The organism is Actinosynnema sp. NPDC059797 (assembly GCF_042732085.1).
Lineage (GTDB): Bacteria > Actinomycetota > Actinomycetes > Mycobacteriales > Pseudonocardiaceae > Actinosynnema.
On the sequence record NZ_JBHWIE010000019.1, the window covers coordinates 1 to 17974 of the forward strand.

The 17974-nt window shown below is 72.7% G+C and carries 18 protein-coding genes; 8 read left to right on the top strand and 10 right to left on the bottom strand.

Translation table 11 applies throughout. The features are described 5' to 3' along the window. Nucleotides 1–339 precede the first annotated feature (339 nt). Both rpsT and ACFV4N_RS08520 read right to left on the bottom strand, forming a co-directional pair. Complete coding sequence (gene rpsT / locus ACFV4N_RS08515) at nt 340–600, bottom strand: 30S ribosomal protein S20 (protein WP_499671839.1); 261 nt, start codon at nt 598–600, stop codon at nt 340–342. Nucleotides 601–729: 129 nt separating this feature from the next. Beyond that, complete coding sequence (locus tag ACFV4N_RS08520) at nt 730–3006, bottom strand: glycoside hydrolase family 3 N-terminal domain-containing protein (protein WP_499671840.1); 2277 nt, start codon at nt 3004–3006, stop codon at nt 730–732. A 141-nt stretch (nt 3007–3147) separates the two neighbouring features. Between ACFV4N_RS08520 and ACFV4N_RS08525 the strand changes: the two genes are divergently transcribed. Next, a complete protein-coding gene (locus ACFV4N_RS08525) occupies nt 3148–3951 on the top strand; it encodes a sulfite exporter TauE/SafE family protein (protein WP_499671841.1) in 804 nt (267 codons plus the stop codon). Here the strand turns inward: ACFV4N_RS08525 and ACFV4N_RS08530 are convergent. The 3 genes from ACFV4N_RS08530 to ACFV4N_RS08540 form a co-directional block, all read right to left on the bottom strand. Next, entirely contained in the window at nt 3920–4699 is a 780-nt protein-coding gene (locus ACFV4N_RS08530; protein ID WP_499671842.1) for a VOC family protein, read from the bottom strand. The two genes, ACFV4N_RS08525 and ACFV4N_RS08530, sit on opposite strands and share 32 nt — an antisense overlap. A gap of 88 nt (nt 4700–4787) precedes the next feature. Continuing rightward, nucleotides 4788–4997: a type II toxin-antitoxin system antitoxin gene (locus tag ACFV4N_RS08535; RefSeq protein WP_499671843.1), complete on the bottom strand. Its 210-nt coding sequence runs from the start codon at nt 4995–4997 to the stop codon at nt 4788–4790. Nucleotide 4998: 1 nt separating this feature from the next. Further along, nucleotides 4999–5922 carry an SPFH domain-containing protein gene (locus tag ACFV4N_RS08540; RefSeq protein WP_499671844.1) on the bottom strand — a complete coding sequence of 308 codons (924 nt, stop codon included), beginning with the start codon at nt 5920–5922 and terminating at the stop codon, nt 4999–5001. Nucleotides 5923–6028: 106 nt separating this feature from the next. Between ACFV4N_RS08540 and ACFV4N_RS08545 the strand changes: the two genes are divergently transcribed. From ACFV4N_RS08545 to ACFV4N_RS08555, 3 genes are read left to right on the top strand one after another with little or no spacing between them, the layout of a single operon-like run. Further along, nucleotides 6029–7138, top strand: a complete 1110-nt coding sequence (locus ACFV4N_RS08545) for a winged helix DNA-binding domain-containing protein (RefSeq protein ID WP_499671845.1) — start codon at nt 6029–6031, stop codon at nt 7136–7138. Nucleotides 7139–7142: 4 nt separating this feature from the next. Then, nucleotides 7143–7604 (top strand): GNAT family N-acetyltransferase, encoded by a 462-nt coding sequence (locus tag ACFV4N_RS08550; RefSeq protein ID WP_499671846.1) that lies wholly within the window; start codon nt 7143–7145, stop codon nt 7602–7604. A gap of 13 nt (nt 7605–7617) precedes the next feature. Beyond that, the gene (locus ACFV4N_RS08555; RefSeq protein ID WP_499671847.1) at nt 7618–7986 is read left to right on the top strand and encodes a VOC family protein; all 369 of its coding nucleotides are present in this window, start codon (nt 7618–7620) and stop codon (nt 7984–7986) included. On the opposite strand, the gene ACFV4N_RS08560 is transcribed toward ACFV4N_RS08555, so the two are convergent. Further along, nucleotides 7963–8559, bottom strand: a complete 597-nt coding sequence (locus ACFV4N_RS08560; protein WP_499671848.1) for a class I SAM-dependent methyltransferase — start codon at nt 8557–8559, stop codon at nt 7963–7965. The genes ACFV4N_RS08555 and ACFV4N_RS08560 overlap by 24 nt on opposite strands. A gap of 88 nt (nt 8560–8647) precedes the next feature. Next, on the bottom strand, nt 8648–9082 hold the full coding sequence (locus ACFV4N_RS08565; RefSeq protein WP_499671849.1) for a type II toxin-antitoxin system PemK/MazF family toxin: 435 nt from the start codon (nt 9080–9082) through the stop codon (nt 8648–8650). Nucleotides 9083–9202: 120 nt separating this feature from the next. Here ACFV4N_RS08565 and lepA point away from each other — a divergent pair, with 120 nt between their 5' ends. After that, nucleotides 9203–11050 carry a translation elongation factor 4 gene (lepA, locus tag ACFV4N_RS08570; RefSeq protein ID WP_499671850.1) on the top strand — a complete coding sequence of 616 codons (1848 nt, stop codon included), beginning with the start codon at nt 9203–9205 and terminating at the stop codon, nt 11048–11050. A gap of 171 nt (nt 11051–11221) precedes the next feature. On the opposite strand, the gene ACFV4N_RS08575 is transcribed toward lepA, so the two are convergent. Both ACFV4N_RS08575 and ACFV4N_RS08580 read right to left on the bottom strand, forming a co-directional pair. Beyond that, on the bottom strand, nt 11222–11443 hold the full coding sequence (locus ACFV4N_RS08575; RefSeq protein ID WP_499671851.1) for a hypothetical protein: 222 nt from the start codon (nt 11441–11443) through the stop codon (nt 11222–11224). A gap of 153 nt (nt 11444–11596) precedes the next feature. Further along, a complete protein-coding gene (locus ACFV4N_RS08580; protein ID WP_499671852.1) occupies nt 11597–12028 on the bottom strand; it encodes an HD domain-containing protein in 432 nt (143 codons plus the stop codon). Nucleotides 12029–12134: 106 nt separating this feature from the next. Between ACFV4N_RS08580 and ACFV4N_RS08585 the strand changes: the two genes are divergently transcribed. From ACFV4N_RS08585 to ACFV4N_RS08595, 3 genes are all read left to right on the top strand, one after another. After that, the gene (locus ACFV4N_RS08585; protein WP_499671853.1) at nt 12135–13619 is read left to right on the top strand and encodes a chitinase; all 1485 of its coding nucleotides are present in this window, start codon (nt 12135–12137) and stop codon (nt 13617–13619) included. 165 nt (nt 13620–13784) lie between these two features. Then, a complete protein-coding gene (locus ACFV4N_RS08590; protein ID WP_499671854.1) occupies nt 13785–14822 on the top strand; it encodes an NAD(P)H-dependent flavin oxidoreductase in 1038 nt (345 codons plus the stop codon). Nucleotides 14823–14839: 17 nt separating this feature from the next. Continuing rightward, nucleotides 14840–16477 carry a DUF885 domain-containing protein gene (locus ACFV4N_RS08595; protein ID WP_499671855.1) on the top strand — a complete coding sequence of 546 codons (1638 nt, stop codon included), beginning with the start codon at nt 14840–14842 and terminating at the stop codon, nt 16475–16477. On the opposite strand, the gene ACFV4N_RS08600 is transcribed toward ACFV4N_RS08595, so the two are convergent. After that, nucleotides 16454–17893 carry an amino acid permease gene (locus tag ACFV4N_RS08600; protein ID WP_499671856.1) on the bottom strand — a complete coding sequence of 480 codons (1440 nt, stop codon included), beginning with the start codon at nt 17891–17893 and terminating at the stop codon, nt 16454–16456. The two genes, ACFV4N_RS08595 and ACFV4N_RS08600, sit on opposite strands and share 24 nt — an antisense overlap. Nucleotides 17894–17974 lie beyond the last annotated feature (81 nt).

The window sequence follows — 17974 nt, forward strand, 5'->3', positions numbered from 1 at the left end:
GATGTGAAGGGCGCCGCCGCCGACTCGGGTTACGCCCTGGAGCGGGCGGTCCTGAAGATCGTTGCCGCCCACGGTCGCCGCTGAGCGCTGCCGGAACCCCCGCCCGGTTCAAGGGTGGTGGGGGAGTGCTGCCCGCGCTGAGGCAGGTGACGGACCGGGAACCTGCGGGCGGTGGGGTCGGGGTGAGCGGGGCCGGGAGTCGGTGGTCGGGCGAGCGGGGCCGGGAGTCGGGGCGCTGACCCGGGGCGCTGACCCGGGGCGAGTGGGGGTGGGCCGAAAGCGAGGGCGCCGCCCACCCCTCGCGGGATGAGCGGCGCCCTCGGTGCCGTGGGACCAGAATCAGATCTGGTTGGCGCGCTTGGCCAGCGCCGACTTCTTGTTGGCGGCCTGGTTGGCGTGGATGACGCCCTTGGTGACGGCCTTGTCGAGCTTGCGGGAAGCCTCCTGCGCCAGCGCGACGGCCTTCTCCTTGTCACCGGCCTCGGCGGCCTCACGGAACTTGCGGATCGCGGTCTTCAGCGACGACTTGACGGCCTTGTTGCGCAGGCGCGCCTTCTCGTTCGTCTTGATCCGCTTCAGCTGGGACTTGATGTTCGCCACGCGAAAGCCACCCTTTTCCTCGGTTCGGAGTCGTGCCGCGCTCGTCGATCGGCTCCACCCCGAAGCCGGGGCGGTCTTCCTCCACAGCGGAATGCCGCGCGGTACGGCCATCCACGATATCAGGGCTGCTCACCGCACCGTGAACCCCACCCTCTCCTCGCCGACCAGCACCTCGTACCGGCCCTTCGCCACCTCGGGCCTGCCCGTGGCGTCCATGTCGCCCGCGGTCACGGCCAGGCGCCCCACGTCGAACGACACGTCGACCGCGCGCTGCTCGCCGGCCTTCAGCTCGACCCGCGTGAAGGCCACCAGGCGGCGGTCCGGGGTGAGGACCTTGCTCACCGGCTGGTGCACGTACACCGGCACCACCAGGGCGCCGTCGCGGTCACCCGTGTTGGCGACCGTGACCCGCACCTCGACCTCGCCGTCGCGGCGGACCTCGGTGGACTCCAGGGTCGGCGCGGACGTGGTGAAGCTGGTGTAGGACAGGCCGTGGCCGAAGGCGAAGGCCGGGTCGTAGTTCGAGCTCTCGGCCGTGTTCGCGCCGCGCGGCTGGTCGTAGGAGAACGGCTGGTCGCCGATGGTCTTGGGCCACGACACCGGCAGCTTGCCGCTGGGGTTGACCACGCCGAACAGCACGTCGGCGATGGCGCCGCCGCCCTCGGAGCCCGGCAGCCAGCCGGCGAGCAGCGCGGGCGCCTGGGCGACCGTGCCGAGCACCTGCGGCCGCCCGGTCAGCAGGACCACGACCACCGGCTTGCCGGTCGCGCGCACGGCGTCGACCAGGCCCTGCTGCTCCGCGGTCAGCTCGGGGGACTCGGTGTCGGCCTGGCCCTCGGCGCCGGGGTCCTCGCCGAGCACGACGACCACGGCGTCCGCGTCACCCGACTGGGCCACGGCGTCGGCCCGGGTGGTGGCGGCGACCACGTTCGCGTTCGGCGCGGCGGCCCGGATGCCCTGGAGCACGGTGGTGGTCGGGGGCAGCGGGGACCCCGCCGGCACGCCCTGCCAGCCGACGGTCCAGCCGCCGAGCTGGCGGGCCACCGAGTCGGCCGCGTCGCCGGTCACCACGAGCTTGCGGGCGCCGGTGGACAGCGGCAGCACGCCCTCGTTGCGCAGGAGCACCACGCCCTCGGCGGCGGCCCGCCGCGCCAGCGGTCGGTCGGCGCCGTTGACGATCCCGTCGGCCCGGGCCGGGTCCACGAACGGCTTCTCGAACAGCCCCAGCTCGAACTTGAGCGTCAGGATGCGCCGCACGGCCTGGTCGACCCGCTTGCCGCTGACGGCGCCGCTGCGCACGCCCGCCAGCAGGCCCTGGGTGAACTCCGCCGCGTTCGACGGCTCCATCGCCATGTCCACGCCGGCGTTCACGGCCATCGCGATGGCCTCCCGGTAGTCCGCCGCCACGTGGTAGCGGTCCACCAGGTACCGGATGTCCTCCCAGTCGGTGATCGCCACGCCGCGGAAGCCCATCCGGTCGCGCAGCTGCTCGGTGAGCAGGTACTTCGACGCGTGCGCCGGCACGCCGTTCACCGCGCCGGAGTTGATCATCACGGTGCGCACGCCCGCGTCGAACTGCGCCTGGAACGGCGGCAGCACGGTGTCCTGGAGGTACCGGATCGGCAACTGCGCGGGCGCCCGGTCGTGGCCGTTGAACGGCTCGGAGTACCCGGCGAAGTGCTTGGCGGTGGCGGCGAGCGAGGCGGTGCCGTCGGCCTTGCCCTGCTGGCCGCGCACGTTCGCCGCGGCCAGCTCGCCCGTCAGCACCGGGTCCTCGCTGTAGGTCTCGTAGTAGCGGCCCCAGCGCGTGTCGCGGGCCAGGTCGGAGACCGGCGCGAAGTTCCAGAACACGCCGGTGGCGCGCATGGCCCGCCCGGTGGACTCGCCCAGGTCCTCCATCAGGCCGGGGTTCCACGTCGCGCCGAGGCCGACCTGGTGCGGGAACATGGTGGCGGTGAGCACGTTCGAGTGGCCGTGCACGCCGTCCGCGCCGTAGATCAGCGGGATGCGCAGGCGGCTGTGGTCCAGCGCGTACCGCTGGACCTCGTTGGTCATCTCGGCCCACGCGCGCGGCGTGTTCGGGTCCGGCGCGTCACCGCCGCCGGACAGGATCGAGCCGACCTTGGCGTCCTCCAGCACCGCCTTCATGCAGTCCTCGCGCAGCGGGCCGGGGTTCCACTCGCAGTTGCCGCGCAGCTTCCCCAGCCTGATCTGGGTCATCTGGCCGACCTTCTCCTCCAGCGTCATGCGCCGCAGGAGGTCGTCGACGCGGCGCTCGACCGGCGCGCGGGCGTCCTGGTAGTGCGGTCCGCGCGGTTCGCCGGCGCCGGTCGCCTGCGACCCGCCGACGAGCACCGCGAGCGCGGTGAGCACGCCGGCGGCGGCGCGCTTTCGGGATCTCCACATCGAGAACCTCCTGGCTGGTCAGGTCGCCCGGACCCACCCTCCACGCGCGCCCCGCTCCACGCCAGGGCTGAACGGTGGATTGCGGGAGCGCTCCCAGGAGTAGCGGAAAAAACAGTACGCGTGTCCGGTTAAGCTGTTCGGGTGACCACCGCTCTCGACTGGCCCGGGTTCGGGCAGATCTCGCTCGCCGCCCTGCTGTTCCTCTGCCTGGCCGCCGCCCTCGCCGGGGCGGTCGACGCGGTGGTCGGCGGCGGCGGCCTGGTCCAGCTCCCCGCGATGCTGCTGGTCGCGCCGGGCGGTCAGCCGCTGTACGCGCTGGCCACCAACAAGGTCGCCGCCGTGGTCGGCACGGCCGCCGCGGTGCGCACCTACGCCAAGGAGACCACGATCGACTGGTGGGCGGCGGTGCCCATGGCGCTGGCCGCGTTCGGCGGCGCGGTGGGCGGCGCGGCGTTCGCGGGCGCGCTCGCGCCCGGCGTGCTCAACGGCGTGGTGCTCGTCGCGCTGGTCGGCGTCGGCCTCTACACGTGGCGCAAGCCGGAGCTGGGCGTGGCGGAGGCGCCGCGGTTCGCGCGCGCCGCCCAGGTCGGCGTGATGGCGCTCGGCGGCGCGGTGATCGGCTTCTACGACGGCCTGGCCGGGCCGGGCACCGGCGCGTTCCTGGTCTTCCTGCTGGTGGGCGTGGTGGGGTTCGCGTTCCTGCGCGCCTCGGCCACGGCGAAGATCGTCAACGTGGCCACCAACCTGGGCGCCCTGCTGTACTTCATCCCGGCCGGGAAGGTGCTGTGGGGCCTGGGCCTGGTGCTCGCGGTGTGCAACCTGACCGGCGCGGTGCTCGGGGCGAAGCTCGCCGTGCGGCGCGGGTCGTCGTTCGTGCGCCGGGTGTTCCTCACCGTCGTGGTGGCGCTGGTGGTCAGTCTGGGGTGGAAGGCGGCGGTTGGATGACCCGGAACGTCGCGCCCATCGGGTCGCCGACCGTGGTGAACCGCCCGAACCTCGTGTCGACCACGTCACCGACCACCACCCCGCCCAGCTCGCGCGCCCGCCGGGCCGCCAGGTCCGCGTCGGACACCGAGAAGTAGGTCATCCAGTGCGCCGGGATCTCGGCCGGGATCTCGTTGGCCATCCCGAACAGCCCGGCCACCACGCGCCCGCCGACGCGCAGCTGCGTGTACGGGAAGTCGGGCAGCGGGTCGAGGCCCACGTCGAACACCCGCTGGTAGAACTCGGCCGCGCCGAACGGGTCCCGGGTGGCCAGCTCGTTCCACACCACCGCGCCCGGCTCGTTCACCGCGTACGCGCCGATGTGCGTGCCCGCCTCCCACAGCCCGAACGCCGCGCCGGTCGGGTCCACCGCGATCGCCCCGCGCCCCGGACCGCCGGTGTCGAACTCCGGCACGAGCACCTTGCCGCCGGCCGATACCAGGGTCGCCAGCGACTCGTCGAGGTCGTCGGTGGCCAGGTAGGTCGTCCACACCACCGGGAACATCACGTCCCGGGGCATCTCGCCGAAGCCGGCCACGGGCCGCCCGCGCACCAGGGCGTAGGTGTAGTGGCCGGTCTCCGGGCCGCCGACCTCGAAGTCCCAGCCGAACAGCCCGCCGTAGAACTCCATCGTGGCGTCGCGGTCGGTGGTCATCATGTCCACCCACGCGGGCGTGCCCGGTGCGTACGGGGCGTTGACGTCGGTCACGCGGTCCACGTTCGCACCGGGCACGGCCACCCGCGAGTCGATCAACGCGGACGTCGCCGGCGCTCCCCGCCGCCGGCGACGTCCGAGGTCAGCCGCCGTCCTCCGCGGACTTGCGCGGCCGGCCCCGCTTGGGTTGGGCCGCCGTGCCCGAGGGCAGGCGGCCCGCCTCGGCGAGCGCGCGGCGCAGCAGGAACTCGATCTGCGCGTTGGTGCTGCGCAACTCGTCGTTCGCCCACCTGACCAGGGCGTCGTGCACCGCCGGGTCGAGGCGCAGCAGGACGCTCTTGCGCTCGGCCAACTCAGTGGTACAGCGATCCGGCGTTGACGATCGGTTGCGTTGACCGTTCGCCGCACAGCACGACCAGCAGGTTCGACACCATCGCCGCCTTGCGCTCCTCGTCCAGTTCCACCACGTCCTGCTCGGCGAGCTTGGCCAGGGCCAGCTCCACCATGCCGACCGCGCCCTCCACGATCCGCGTCCGCGCCGCGATCACCGCGCCCGCCTGCTGGCGTTGCAGCATCGCCTGCGCGATCTCCGGAGCGTAGGCCAGGTGCGTCAGGCGCGACTCGATCACCTTCACGCCGGCCGACTGCACGCGCGCCGCGATCTCCAGCGACAGCGTCTCGGTGATCTCGTCGGCGTTCTCCCGCAGCGACAGCCCGGCCTCGTCGTGGTTGTCGTACGGGTAGCTGGTGGCGATGTGCCGCACCGCGGTCTCGGTCTGGATGCCCACGAACCGGACGAAGTCGTCCACCTCGAACTTGGCCCGCGCGGTGTCCTCGACCTGCCACACCACCACGGCGGCGATCTCGATCGGGTTGCCGTCGGCGTCGTTGACCTTCAGCGTCGCGGTCTCGTGGTTGCGGATCCTGGTCGACACCTTCACCTTCGTGGCGAGCGGGTTGGCCCACCGCAGGCCGTCCCGCCGCACCGTGCCGGTGTAGCTGCCGGCGAACTGGAGCACCCGCGCCTCGCCCGGCGCGACGGTGAACAGGCCGCCGCCCGCGACGCCGCCGCCGACCAGCACCAGCGCGCCGCCCACGATCGCGGGCACGCTCGGCCCGTCGTCGCCCCCGATCGCGCCCAGCACGACCAGCGCCGCGCCGGCCACGACGAGCACCACCGCGACGGCCAGCATCCCCCACCCCGACACGTGCTTCGCCTCGCGCTCCCGGACGACGGGAGTCGGCATCCGCACCGCGACCTCGGCGGCAGTGTCCATGTGCACCCCTCAGTTCATATCTCTCGCTTAGCAAAGTGATATCACTTTTCCCGACGCCGCCGCAACGAGGACCGAACCTGTCCGCGATACCGTCTAACGTGGCCTCATGACCCCGGTACTGAGCCGTCGCGCCCTCGGGCGGGCCACCCTGGCCCGCCAGTTCCTGCTGGAGCGCACCGCGCGCCCGGTGCCCGACGTGGTCCGGCACCTGGTCGGGTTGCAGGCCCAGACCCCGCACACCTGGTACACCGGGCTGTGGTCGCGCGTCGCGGGCTTCACCCCCGACCAGGCGGCCGGCCCGCTCCTCGACCGCGCCCTGGTGCGCATCGCGCTGATGCGCGGCACCATCCACCTGGTCACCGCCGAGGACGCCCTGGCCCTGCGCCCCCTCGCCCGGCCCGTGCTGGAGCGCGGCCTGTTCCGCAACCACACCCACGGCCGGGACGTGGGCGCGATGGACGTGCCCGCCGTGGTGGCCGCCGCACGCGCGCTGCTGGCCGGTGAACCCCGCACCGCCAAGGAGCTGGGCGCCCTGCTGCACGAGCGCTGGCCGGACCGCTCGCCCGCCGCGCTCGCCTACGCGGCCCGCTGCCTGGTGCCGCTGGTGCAGGTGCCGCCGCGCGGGGTGTGGGGGCGCAGCGGGCCCATCGCGCACGTCAGCGCGGAGTCGTGGCTGGGCGCCGAGCCCGCCGAGCAGCCGGACGTGGACGGCGCGGTGCTGCGCTACCTCGCCGCGTTCGGCCCCGCCACGGTGCGGGACGTGCAGACCTGGTGCGGCCTGACGCGGCTGCGCGAGGTGGTCGAGCGGCTGCCGCTGGTCCGGTTCCGCGACGAGGACGGCCAGGAGCTGTTCGACCTGCCCGACGCGCCCCGGCCCGACGAGGACGCGCCGGCGCCCGCGCGGTTCCTCTACGACTTCGACAACGTCCTGCTCTCGCACGCCGACCGCCGCCGCGTGGTCACCGACGACGTCCGGGCCCAGGGGTACGACCCGCACGGCCCCGTGCCCCGGTTCTTCCTGGTCGACGGCGTCACCGCGGGCGACTGGCGGCTGCACCGCGCCGACGGGACCGCCACCCTGGAGCTGCGGCCGTTCCACCCGTCGGCCGTGACCGACGAGCTGGAGCGGGAGGCCGCCGCGCTGCTCGCGTTCCTCGCGCCGGACGCCGGGGAGCACGAGGTCCGGACAACCGGACCGGCCGTCGCGCGTCACTGACCGCATGGGGACCATCACGGTGCGACCTCCGCGCGCGGAGGAGAAGTGGCGACTGGTCGACATCCACGTCAAGGCCCGGCGCAGCTACTACGAGGGGCACCTGCCGGAGGACGAGCTGGCCGGGTGGGAGCGGCACGTGCGCGCCAACGGCTACGACCTCGCCCTGCCGGGTCGGGTGTGGCTGTGCGCCGACCTGGACGGCGGGTTGGCCGGGTTCTCCCTGGTCACGTCGGACGGGGAGCTGAAGCAGCTGCAGGTCGACCCGGCGCACTGGGGCCGGGGCGTCGGCCACGCGCTGCACGAGGCGGCCCTGGCCGAGCTGCGCGGCGCGGGCCTGGGCGCCGCGCACCTGGACGTGTTCGAGGGGAACGGGCGCGCCCGGCGCTTCTACCTCGCGCACGGCTGGCGCGAGGTCGGCCACGACGGGGACGCCCACGTGCGAATGGCGCGCGACCTCGGCGTGTGATGCGCTGGGCGGGGTGGAGATCCTGAGCAGCCGCGTCCTGATCCGCTCCGCCGACCCCGAGCGGGCCCGCGCGTTCTACCGCGACGTCCTCGGCCTGGCCGTGCACCGGGAGTTCCCCGGCGGCACGGTGTTCTTCCTCGGCGGCGGCTTCCTCGAGGTGTCCGGCTCCGGCGAGGAGGAGCCCACCGGGGCGACCCGGCTGTGGCTCCAGGTGCGCGACCTCGGCGCCGCCGCCGAGCGGCTGGCCGGGCACGTCGTCCGGCCGCCGAGGCGGGAGCCGTGGGGCCTGGACGAGATGTGGGTGGCGGACCCGGACGGCCGGCTGATCGCGTTCGTCGAGGTGCCCGACGGGCACCCGCTACGCCGGGACGTCCGCCAGTAGCTGCACGGAGGGCGGCACCACGCCGCCGTACTGGTGCAGCGAGGTGCGCACGTTGGCGAACCCGGCCTGCTCCGCCTCCCGGATCAGGTCGTACTCCGAGGTGTCCAGCACCATCCGGTGCGCCGAGACCACCAGCCGCCCGCCCGGCCGCAGCACCCGCCGCAGCTCGTGGAACGCGGCCGCCCGGTTGCCCCACAGGTGGACGTTGTTCACCGAGGTCACCACGTCGACGGACGCCTCGGGCTGCCCGGTGCGGGTGGCCGCGCCCTCGCGCAGCTCCACCCGGCCCGCCACGATCAGCTCCGCGCACCGGTCGCGCGCCTCGTCCAGCATGACCCGCGACGGGTCCACGCCGATCGCCTTGAGCGCGCGCTCGCCGGCCAGCTTCAGGCCCACGCCCGGCCCCGGACCGAGCACCAGCACGACCTCCTCGGCGGTGGGGCTCGCCACCTCGACGACGTGCTCCTCGACCTTCGCGTTCAGCTTGGCCATCACCCGGCCGCCCAGCTCGCCCACCTTGCCCCGGGGGTTGCCGAACGCCGCGTCCAACGCCTTCATCAGGTTGCTCGCCATGACCCCAGGCTCCCCGGCGGGTGACCCGGCGGCATCGGGGATCGCCCTGAGCCGGCCCGGGACGCGCCCCTGGTGTTCCCGCGCGGCGCTAGCCCCAGCCCAACCGGCGCAGCGCGCCCACCACCAGCGAGAACCGCTCCGGCTCCAGCACCGAGCCCTCGCGCCGGATGTCGTCCTCGGCCAGCTCGAACACCCGGTCCAGGCGCAGGTAGGAGTGCCTGCCGTCGCGGTCCCAGCGGCCCGAGCCGAGGTCGACGGAGTCGTCCGCCTCGTGCTCGCGCGGTGGCTTGCTGGTCAGCATCAGCGCCAGCAGGGCGCGCCCGCGCCTGCCCACGACCAGCAGCGGCCGGTCCTTGCCGCGGCTCGTGTCCTCCTCGAAGGGCACCCACGCCCACACCACCTCGCCCGGGTCGGCCAGGCCGTCCAGGTCGGGGGAGTACTCCAGGGTCGCCGCCGCGGCCGCCGGGTGGATCTCGCGCACCACGCCCCGGGCCGGGCGGGGGTCCTCACCGTTCGCGTACACGCCGGGCAGCCTATGTCGCGGGACACGTCGGGCCGGGAACCCGACCGGTCCGACACGCCAGGCGCCGGGCTCGTGAGAGAATGGGGCGATTCCCCCGTCTTTCACGTGCGAGGACCCTGAGTGACCACGTTCGCCGACCAGACGTTCACGCCTCCGGAGCTGATCCGGAACTTCTGCATCATCGCGCACATCGACCACGGCAAGTCGACCCTGGCCGACCGCATGCTGCAGCTCACCGGCGTCGTCGAGGAGCGGGCGATGCGCGCGCAGTACCTCGACCGCATGGACATCGAGCGGGAGCGCGGCATCACGATCAAGGCCCAGAACGTCCGGCTGCCCTGGCAGCTCGACGGTCAGGACCACGTGCTCCACATGATCGACACCCCCGGCCACGTCGACTTCACCTACGAGGTCTCCCGGGCACTGGAGGCGTGCGAGGGGACGATCCTGCTCGTCGACGCCGCCCAGGGCATCGAGGCGCAGACGCTGGCCAACCTGTACCTGGCGATGGAGAACGACCTCACCATCATCCCGGTGCTGAACAAGATCGACCTGCCCGCGGCGGACCCGGACAAGTACGCCAAGGAGCTCGCGCACATCGTCGGCTGCGAGCCCGAGGAGGTGCTGCGCGTCTCGGCCAAGACCGGCATGGGCGTCGGCGACCTGCTGGACGAGGTCGTGCGCCGCGTCCCGGCCCCGGTCGGCGAGGCGGACGCGCCCGCCCGCGCGATGATCTTCGACTCGGTCTACGACACCTACCGCGGCGTGGTCACCTACATCCGCGTGGTGGACGGCCGGATCACCCCGCGCGAGCGGATCAAGATGATGTCCACCGGCGCCACGCACGAGCTGCTGGAGGTCGGCATCATCTCGCCCGAGCCCAAGCCCAGCCGCGGGCTCGGCGTCGGCGAGGTGGGCTACCTGATCACCGGCGTGAAGGACGTGCGCCAGTCGAAGGTCGGCGACACCGTCACCTGGGACAAGAAGGGCGCGACCGAGCCGCTGGCCGGGTACCGCGAGCCCAAGCCGATGGTCTACTCGGGCCTGTACCCGGTGGACGGCTCGGACTACCCGGTGCTGCGCGAGGCGCTGGAGAAGCTCCAGCTCAACGACGCCGCGCTCACGTTCGAGCCGGAGACGTCGGCGGCCCTGGGCTTCGGCTTCCGCTGCGGCTTCCTCGGCCTGCTGCACCTGGAGATCACCCGCGACCGGCTGGAGCGCGAGTTCGGCCTCGACCTGATCTCCACCGCGCCGAACGTGGTCTACCGCGTGGTCATGGAGGACGGCGCCGAGCACGTGGTGACCAACCCGTCCGACTGGCCCGACGGCAAGCGCGCCGAGGTGTACGAGCCGGTCACCAAGTGCACGATCATCGCGCCCAGCGACTACATCGGCGCGATCATGGAGCTGTGCCAGGCCAAGCGCGGCCAGCTCGGCGGCATGGACTACCTGTCCGAGGACCGCGTCGAGCTGCGCTACACGATGCCGCTCGGCGAGATCATCTTCGACTTCTTCGACGCGCTGAAGTCGCGGACCCGCGGGTACGCCTCGCTGGACTACGAGGAGTCGGGCGAGCAGGACGCCGAGCTGGTCAAGGTGGACATCCTGCTCCAGGGCGAGCCGGTGGACGCGTTCAGCGCGATCGTCCACAAGGACCACGCCTACGGCTACGGCACCAAGATGGCCACGAAGCTGCGCGAGCTGATCCCGCGGCAGCAGTTCGAGGTGCCGATCCAGGCGGCGATCGGGTCGCGGGTGATCGCCCGCGAGACGATCCGCGCCATCCGCAAGGACGTGCTCGCCAAGTGCTACGGCGGCGACATCACGCGCAAGCGCAAGCTGCTGGAGAAGCAGAAGGAGGGCAAGAAGCGGATGAAGATGGTGGGCCGGGTCGAGGTGCCCCAGGAGGCCTTCGTTGCCGCGCTGTCCACCGACGACTCCGGCGGCAAGGACAAGGGCAAGAAGTAGGGCGCCGCTCCACGTCCCCGCTGATCGGGTCGCCTCCGGGCGGTCGGTCGGCGGGGATCGCCTTTTTCGGCGGGGGATCACGGCCGATGAGCGGTGCCCGGACCGGTCCCGGAATGACGAAAGGACCTCCAGGACGTCCCTGTCCTGAAGGTCCTCGGTGGGTCCGGCTGCTCAGCCGTGGTAGCGGAGCACGCCTGCCGGCACGTGCCGGCGGAGGATCTCCTCCAGTTCCCTGGCCTGCGGGCTGGAGTGGCGGGCGAGGATCGCCTCCATGTCCATCCGGGCGCTGGGGGTGTTGTAGTGGGCCAGCTCGCGCTCGAGTTCCGCTTCCCGCTTGCGGATCGCGCGCCGCGTGGCGAAGTACGTGCGAACGGTACTCAGAGGGTTGGTCATATCGCCTTTCAGGTCGATCTCTTCTGTATCGGTTCACCTCTATGATGCCGCACGTCAGGGCCTTGCGCAGTCGATTTTGGCGTGACGTCCGCCGCAACTGTTACCGGTGATCACCGATCACGCACCGTACGCGTCACGGGGGTAACGGCGGGGTCACCCGTCCCGGCCGAGGAGGTCCAGCGCCCGGGAGTACTTGGCCCGCAGCCGGTCCTGGGTGGCCTGGTCGAGCAGGGCCAGCCGGGGCGGCGAGGTGTTGTCCGCGATGTCCGCGCGCTTGACCGCGACCGCCACCGGGTCGGTCAGCACCCGCGCCAGGTACTGCTCCTGGGACTCGCCGTCGGCGTGGGTCAGCGCCAGCACCGTCCGCACCACCTCGGGCGGGCACCCGGCCGCCAACAGGTCGTCCACCGTGACGGAAGTGTCCTCGACGACGTCGTGCAGCACGGCCGCCATGCGCGCGTGCTCGCCGGACACCAGGCTCATCACCCGCAGCGGGTGGCCGATGTAGGGGTGGCCGGACTTGTCGACCTGGCCCTCGTGCGCGGCGCGCGCGATCCGGACCGCGTCGTCAACGGTAAAGGTCATCCGACCATGGTCACACCCTTGACAAGTGCTATTGGTCTAGTCCATTTTCGAGTGGCCCGCGTCACCTGAGCTGGGCGAGGCCGCCGATGAGAACGTGGAGGTGCACGTGGCTTCGAGGACGAGACGCGCCCTGGGCGCGGTGCTGGCGGGCGTGCTGGCGGTCGCCGGCCTGACCCTGGTGGTCGCGGGCAGCGCGTCGGCGGCCAACCTGGTCGCCAACCCCGGTTTCGACAGCGGGAACACCAGCGGCTGGACGTGCAGCGCCGCGACGAGCGTGGTGACCACGACCAAGCGCAGCGGCTCGCACGCGCTCGCGGGCACCCCGGCGGGCCAGGACCAGGCCCGCTGCTCGCAGACGATCGCGGTGCGGGCCAACACCGCCTACAACCTGAGCGCGTGGGTGCAGGGCAGCTACGTCTACCTCGGCGTGACCGGCACCGGCAGCGGCGACAAGAGCACCTGGACGCCGGGCTCGACCGGGTTCAGCCGGCTCAGCCTGGACTTCACCACCGGCGCGAGCACCAGCGTCACCGTCTACCTGCACGGCTGGTACGGCCAGCCGACCTTCTACGCCGACGACGTCAGCCTCGACGGTCCGGGCGACCCGCCGACCAGCACGACCACGAGCACCACCACGACGACGACCACCACGACGACCACGACCACCACCACGACGACGAGCAACCAGCCGGACCCGTCGCTGCCCAAGCACATCCTCACCGGCTACTGGCACAACTTCGACAACGGCTCGCGGCTGCTCAAGCTGGCCGACGTGCCCCGCACCTACGACGTCGTGGCCGTCGCGTTCGCCGACGCCGTGCCCGCGACGCGCGGCGCGGTCGACTTCAACCTGGACCCGACGCTGTCGAGCAAGCTCGGCGGCTACACCGACGCCCAGTTCAAGGCCGACATCCGGACCCTCCAGTCCCGCGGCCAGAAGGTGATCATCTCCGTCGGCGGCGAGAAGGGCACCATCTGGGTCGGCGACACCGCCGCGTCCAACGCCTTCGCCAACAGCGTCAAGTCGCTGATCTCCGAGTACGGCTTCGACGGCGTGGACATCGACCTGGAGAACGGCGTCAACGCCACCTACATGGCGCCCGCGCTGCGCAGCATCCACGCGGCCGGCGGCAAGGTCATCGCGATGGCGCCGCAGACCATCGACATGCAGTCCACCGGCCAGGAGTACTTCAAGCTGGCGCTGGCCGTGAAGGACATCCTCACGGTGGTCAACATGCAGTTCTACAACTCCGGCAGCATGCTCGGCTGCGACCAGAAGGTCTACTCCCAGGGCACGGTGGACTTCCTGGTGGCGCTGGCGTGCATCCAGCTGCAGAACGGCCTGCGGCCCGACCAGGTCGGCCTGGGCCTGCCCGCCTCGCCGTCGGGCGCGGGTGGCGGCTACCAGTCGCCGGCCAACGTCAACGCGGCGCTCAACTGCCTGGCCAAGGGCACGAACTGCGGCTCGTTCAAGCCCTCGCAGACGTGGCCCGGCATCCGCGGCGCCATGACGTGGTCGATCAACTGGGACGCCTCCAACAACTGGCAGTTCGCCAACACGGTGGCCCCGCACCTGGACACCCTGCCGTAGGCGGGTGAAGGGCCGTCCCTCCCGAAGCGGCACGGGAGGGACGGCCCGCGTGTCCTCCACTCCGGCATCGCGTGTCCTCCGGTCCGGCACCGCGTGTCCTCCACTCCGGCACCTGCCGACCGCGCTCCCCGGGCCACCCCGCCACCACCGGGGTTAGGGTGGCTCATGTTCGACCGACTGGAAGTTCCCGTCATCGCCGCGCCGATGGCCGGCGGGGCGTCCACCCCCGAACTCGTGGCCGAGGTCGGCCGCGCGGGCGGCATGGGTTTCCTGGCCGCCGGCTACCAGTCCGTCGAGGCGGTCGCCGAGCAGGTCAACGCCACCACCGCGCTCACCGACCGGCCCTTCGGCGTCAACCTGTTCGTCCCCGGCCCGCGCTCCACCGCGGACGTCAAGGGCTACCGCGAGCGCGTCCGCGCGCAGTCGCCGACCGAGCCCGGCGAACCCCGCTGGGACGACGACTCCTACGCCGCCAAGCTCGAACTGCTGATGGCGCTGCGCGTGCCGGTCGTCTCGTTCACCTTCGGCCTGCCCACCGCCGCCGACGTCGACCGCCTGCACGCCGCGGGCACCACCGCGGTCGTCACCGTCACCACGCCCCGGGAGGCCGAGCAGGCGGCCCGGATCGGCGCCGACGCCCTGTGCGTCCAGGGCAGCGACGCGGGCGGCCACCGGGGTACATTCGCCGACGACGGCGTCTCGCCCGGCGGCGGCGAGCTGTTCGGCGTGCTGGCCGCGCTCCGCCTGGTCCGCGACCGGGTGAACCTGCCGCTGATCGCCGCCGGCGGCCTGGTGCACGGCGCGGACGTCGCCGCCGTGATCACGGCGGGCGCGGTGGCCGCCCAGCTCGGCACCGCGTTCCTGCCCACCCCGGAGGCCGGCACGTCGCCCGCCCACCGCCGAGCCCTCGCCGACGGCACCCGCCGCACGGCGTTGACCAGGGCGTTCAGCGGACGCCCGGCGCGCGGCCTGGTCAACCGGTTCCTCACCGAGAACGCCGGCCACGCGCCCGCCGCCTACCCGGAGGTCCACCACCTGACCAAGCCGGTGCGCGCGACCGGCGACCCGGAGCTGATGTCGCTGTGGGCCGGGCAGACCTACCCGCTGGTCCGGCCGGCCCCGGCCGCCGAGGTCGTGGCCCGGCTGCTCGCCGAAGCGCGCCAAGCCCTTTCCGTCGCGAACGCGCGCATCCCGCCGGGGTAGCACCGGACAATGTCGGCGTGACCACCGCGCGCGAGCTGGCCGACGAGCTGATGACCCTGGTGCTGGACGCCGACCCCGTGACGGCGACCCTGCTCGGCCTGCCCGGCTGGGACGACCGGCTGCCGGACCCGAGCGCCGAGGGCGAACGCGCGCTGCGCGACCGCGCCGAGGACGTGGCCCGCCGAGCCGGCGCCGGCGACGACGACCCGGTGACCCGGGCCGTGGTGGCGCAGCAGGCGTGGAGCCTGGCGCACCTGCTCGACGCGAACCTGGTCGAGCACACCCACGCCGAGGGCCTCAGGGCGCCGGTGGTGGTGCTGCTCGGCTCGTTACCCCTGGTCCTGCCCGGCGACGACGACGCCCGCCGCGCCTACCTGACCCGGCTGGCCGCGCTGCCCGGCTACCTCGACGCGCTCGCCCGCAGGCAGCGCGAGTCGGCCCGCCGCCCGGTCCGGCACCTGGTGGCCTCCGCCATCGCCCGCGTCGACCGCTACCTGGCCGAGGCCGAGGACCCGCTGGGCGCGCCGGTGGCGGGCACGCCGCTGGCGGCCGAGTGCGCCGACCTGCTCGACCGCGTCGTGCGCCCCGCGTTCGCCCGCTACCGCGACTTCCTGGCCGCCGAGGTCCTCGACCGGGGCCGCGGCGAGGACCGGCCCGGCCTGTGCTGGCTGCCCGACGGCGACCGGATCTACCCGGCGCTGGTCCGCGCGTACACCACGACCGACCACACCCCCGAGGAGCTGCACCGCGTCGGCCGGGAGCTGATCGAGGCGCTGGACCGGGAGTACGAGGAGATCGGCTCGCGGGTGTTCGGCCCGGTGACCGCCGCCGAGGTGCGGGCCCGCCTGCTGGCCGACCCGGACCTGCGCTGGCGCAGCGCCGAGGACATGCTCGCCCTGGCCAGGCGGACCATCGCCCGAGCCGAGGAGGCCGCCGCCGACTGGTTCGCCACGCTGCCCGACGCGCGGTGCGCGGTGGAGGAGGTCCCGGCGGCCGAGGCGCCCAACGCCCCGCTGGCCTACTACATGGACCCGGCGCTGGACGGCTCCCGGCCGGGCACCTACTTCGTCAACACCCACCTCGCCGAGCAGCGCGACCGGTTCAGCGCCGAGTCCACCGCGTTCCACGAGGGCGTGCCCGGCCACCACCTCCAGATCGCGCTGGCGCAGCAGCTCGACGACCTGCCGCCGCTGCGCCGCTTCGCGTCCGTCGAGGCATACCTGGAGGGCTGGGCGCTCTACACCGAGCGCCTGGCCGACGAGATGGGCCTCTACAGCGACGACGTGGCGCGGCTGGGGATGCTGTCGGGCGACTCGCTGCGCGCCGCCCGCCTGGTGGTGGACACCGGCCTGCACGCGCTGGGCTGGTCCCGGCAGCAGGCCGTGGACTACCTGCGCGCCAACGCGGTCATGCCGGACGTCGACATCTTCGCCGAGGTCGACCGGTACATCGAGAACCCCGCGCAGGCGCTGTCCTACATGGTGGGGCGGTTGGAGATCCAGCGCCTGCGCGGTGAGGCCGAGCGCCGCCTGGGCGACCGCTTCGACATCCGGGCCTTCCACGACCAGGTGCTGCGGTGCGGGCCGCTGCCCATGGACGTGCTCGCCGACGTGGTCGACTCGTGGTGCGCGTCAGTCCTGTCGGTTGAGGACTGACCTCCGCCTGCTGTAGGCGAAGTAGACCACCAGGCCGATCGCGAACCAGGCCCCGAAGCGCAGCCACGTCTCGGGCGCCAGGAAGGTGATCAGCCACAGCGAGAACACCACGCCGATGATCGGCACGACCGGCATGCCGGGCGTCCGGAACGTGCGCGGCAGGTCGGGCTGCTTGTACCGCAGCACGACCACCGCGACGCACACGACCACGAACGCCAGCAGGATGCCGATGTTGGTCAGCTCCGCGGCCTCGCCGATGGGCAGGAAGCCCGCGATGACCGCGGACGCGATGCCCAGCACCCACGTGATGCGCGTGGGCACGTGCTTGACCGGGTGCGTCTTGGCGAACCAGCCCGGCAGCAGGCCGTCGCGGGACATCGAGTAGCCCACGCGCGCCGCGCCCATCAGGAACGTGAACAGCACGGTGGTGATGCCCAGCACCGCGCCGACCGAGATGACGATGCCCAGCGCGGGCAGGCCGACGTCGGCGAACGCGGAGGCGAACGCGCTCTCGGAGTCCACGTCCTTGAAGTTGACCATGCCGGTCAGCACCAGGCACGCCAGCACGTAGAGCACCATGGAGATGGCCAGCGAGTAGATGATGGCCCTGGGCATGTGCCGCTGGGAGTCCTTGGACTCCTCGGCCGCCGTGCTCATCGCGTCGTAGCCGAACACCGCGAAGAACACCGTGGCCGCGCCGGTGAACGCGCCGGCCCAGCCGAACGGGAAGAACGGGTTGTAGTTGTCGGTGTCGATGTGGAACGCGCCGACCACGATCACCAGCAGCACCACCGCGACCTTGAGGTACACCAGGGTGGTCTCGAAGCGGGCCGCGTTCTTCATGCCCATGTTCAGCACGAACGCGATCAGCAGGCACAGCAGCACGGCGAACAGGTTCACCTTGTAGCTGCCCGCCGCAACGTCGCCGGTCTCCGTGCCGGGCGCGCCGAGCATCCACACCGGCAGGTCGAGGCCGAGCAGGTTCAGCAGCTCGTTGAAGTAGCCGCTGATGCCGATCGCCACCACGGCCACGATCGCGGTGTACTCCAGCAGCAGGTCCCAGCCGATGAACCAGCCGACGATCTCGCCGAGCACGGCGTAGCCGTAGGTGTAGGCGGAGCCCGCCCGGGGGATCAGGCCCGCGAACTCGGCGTAGGAGAACGCGGCGGCGGCGCTCGCGATGCCCGCGACGAGGAACGAGATCAGCACGGCGGGCCCGGCCGTCTGGTTCGCCACGGCGCCGGCGAGCGAGAAGATGCCCGCGCCGATGATGCCGCCGACGCCGATCGCGGTGAGCTGCCACAGACCCAGCGTGCGGGTCAGGCCGGTCTTCTCCTCGCCGATCTGCTCGATGGGCTTGCGGCGGAACACGCCGCGACCCCGCCCCAAGCCTTCTTTGCCTTGCGGCACAGTCATCCCAGCTCCCTCGGTGGTCTTGTGCGAGCGAACCGTACGCGCGTCGCCTCTCCTCGGGTTTGTCCGATCGCACCACCGGAG

Coding starts and splice junctions, on each gene's coding strand:
- ACFV4N_RS08600 (WP_499671856.1), bottom strand. CDS start 17,893: ATGACTGTGCCGCAAGGCAAAGAAGGCTTGGGGCGGGGTCGCGGCGTG.
- ACFV4N_RS08560 (WP_499671848.1), bottom strand. CDS start 8,559: ATGGCGAGCAACCTGATGAAGGCGTTGGACGCGGCGTTCGGCAACCCC.
- ACFV4N_RS08580 (WP_499671852.1), bottom strand. CDS start 12,028: ATGACCTTTACCGTTGACGACGCGGTCCGGATCGCGCGCGCCGCGCAC.
- ACFV4N_RS08540 (WP_499671844.1), bottom strand. CDS start 5,922: ATGGACACTGCCGCCGAGGTCGCGGTGCGGATGCCGACTCCCGTCGTC.
- ACFV4N_RS08575 (WP_499671851.1), bottom strand. CDS start 11,443: ATGACCAACCCTCTGAGTACCGTTCGCACGTACTTCGCCACGCGGCGC.
- ACFV4N_RS08545 (WP_499671845.1), top strand. CDS start 6,029: ATGACCCCGGTACTGAGCCGTCGCGCCCTCGGGCGGGCCACCCTGGCC.
- ACFV4N_RS08550 (WP_499671846.1), top strand. CDS start 7,143: ATGGGGACCATCACGGTGCGACCTCCGCGCGCGGAGGAGAAGTGGCGA.
- ACFV4N_RS08590 (WP_499671854.1), top strand. CDS start 13,785: ATGTTCGACCGACTGGAAGTTCCCGTCATCGCCGCGCCGATGGCCGGC.
- ACFV4N_RS08520 (WP_499671840.1), bottom strand. CDS start 3,006: ATGTGGAGATCCCGAAAGCGCGCCGCCGCCGGCGTGCTCACCGCGCTC.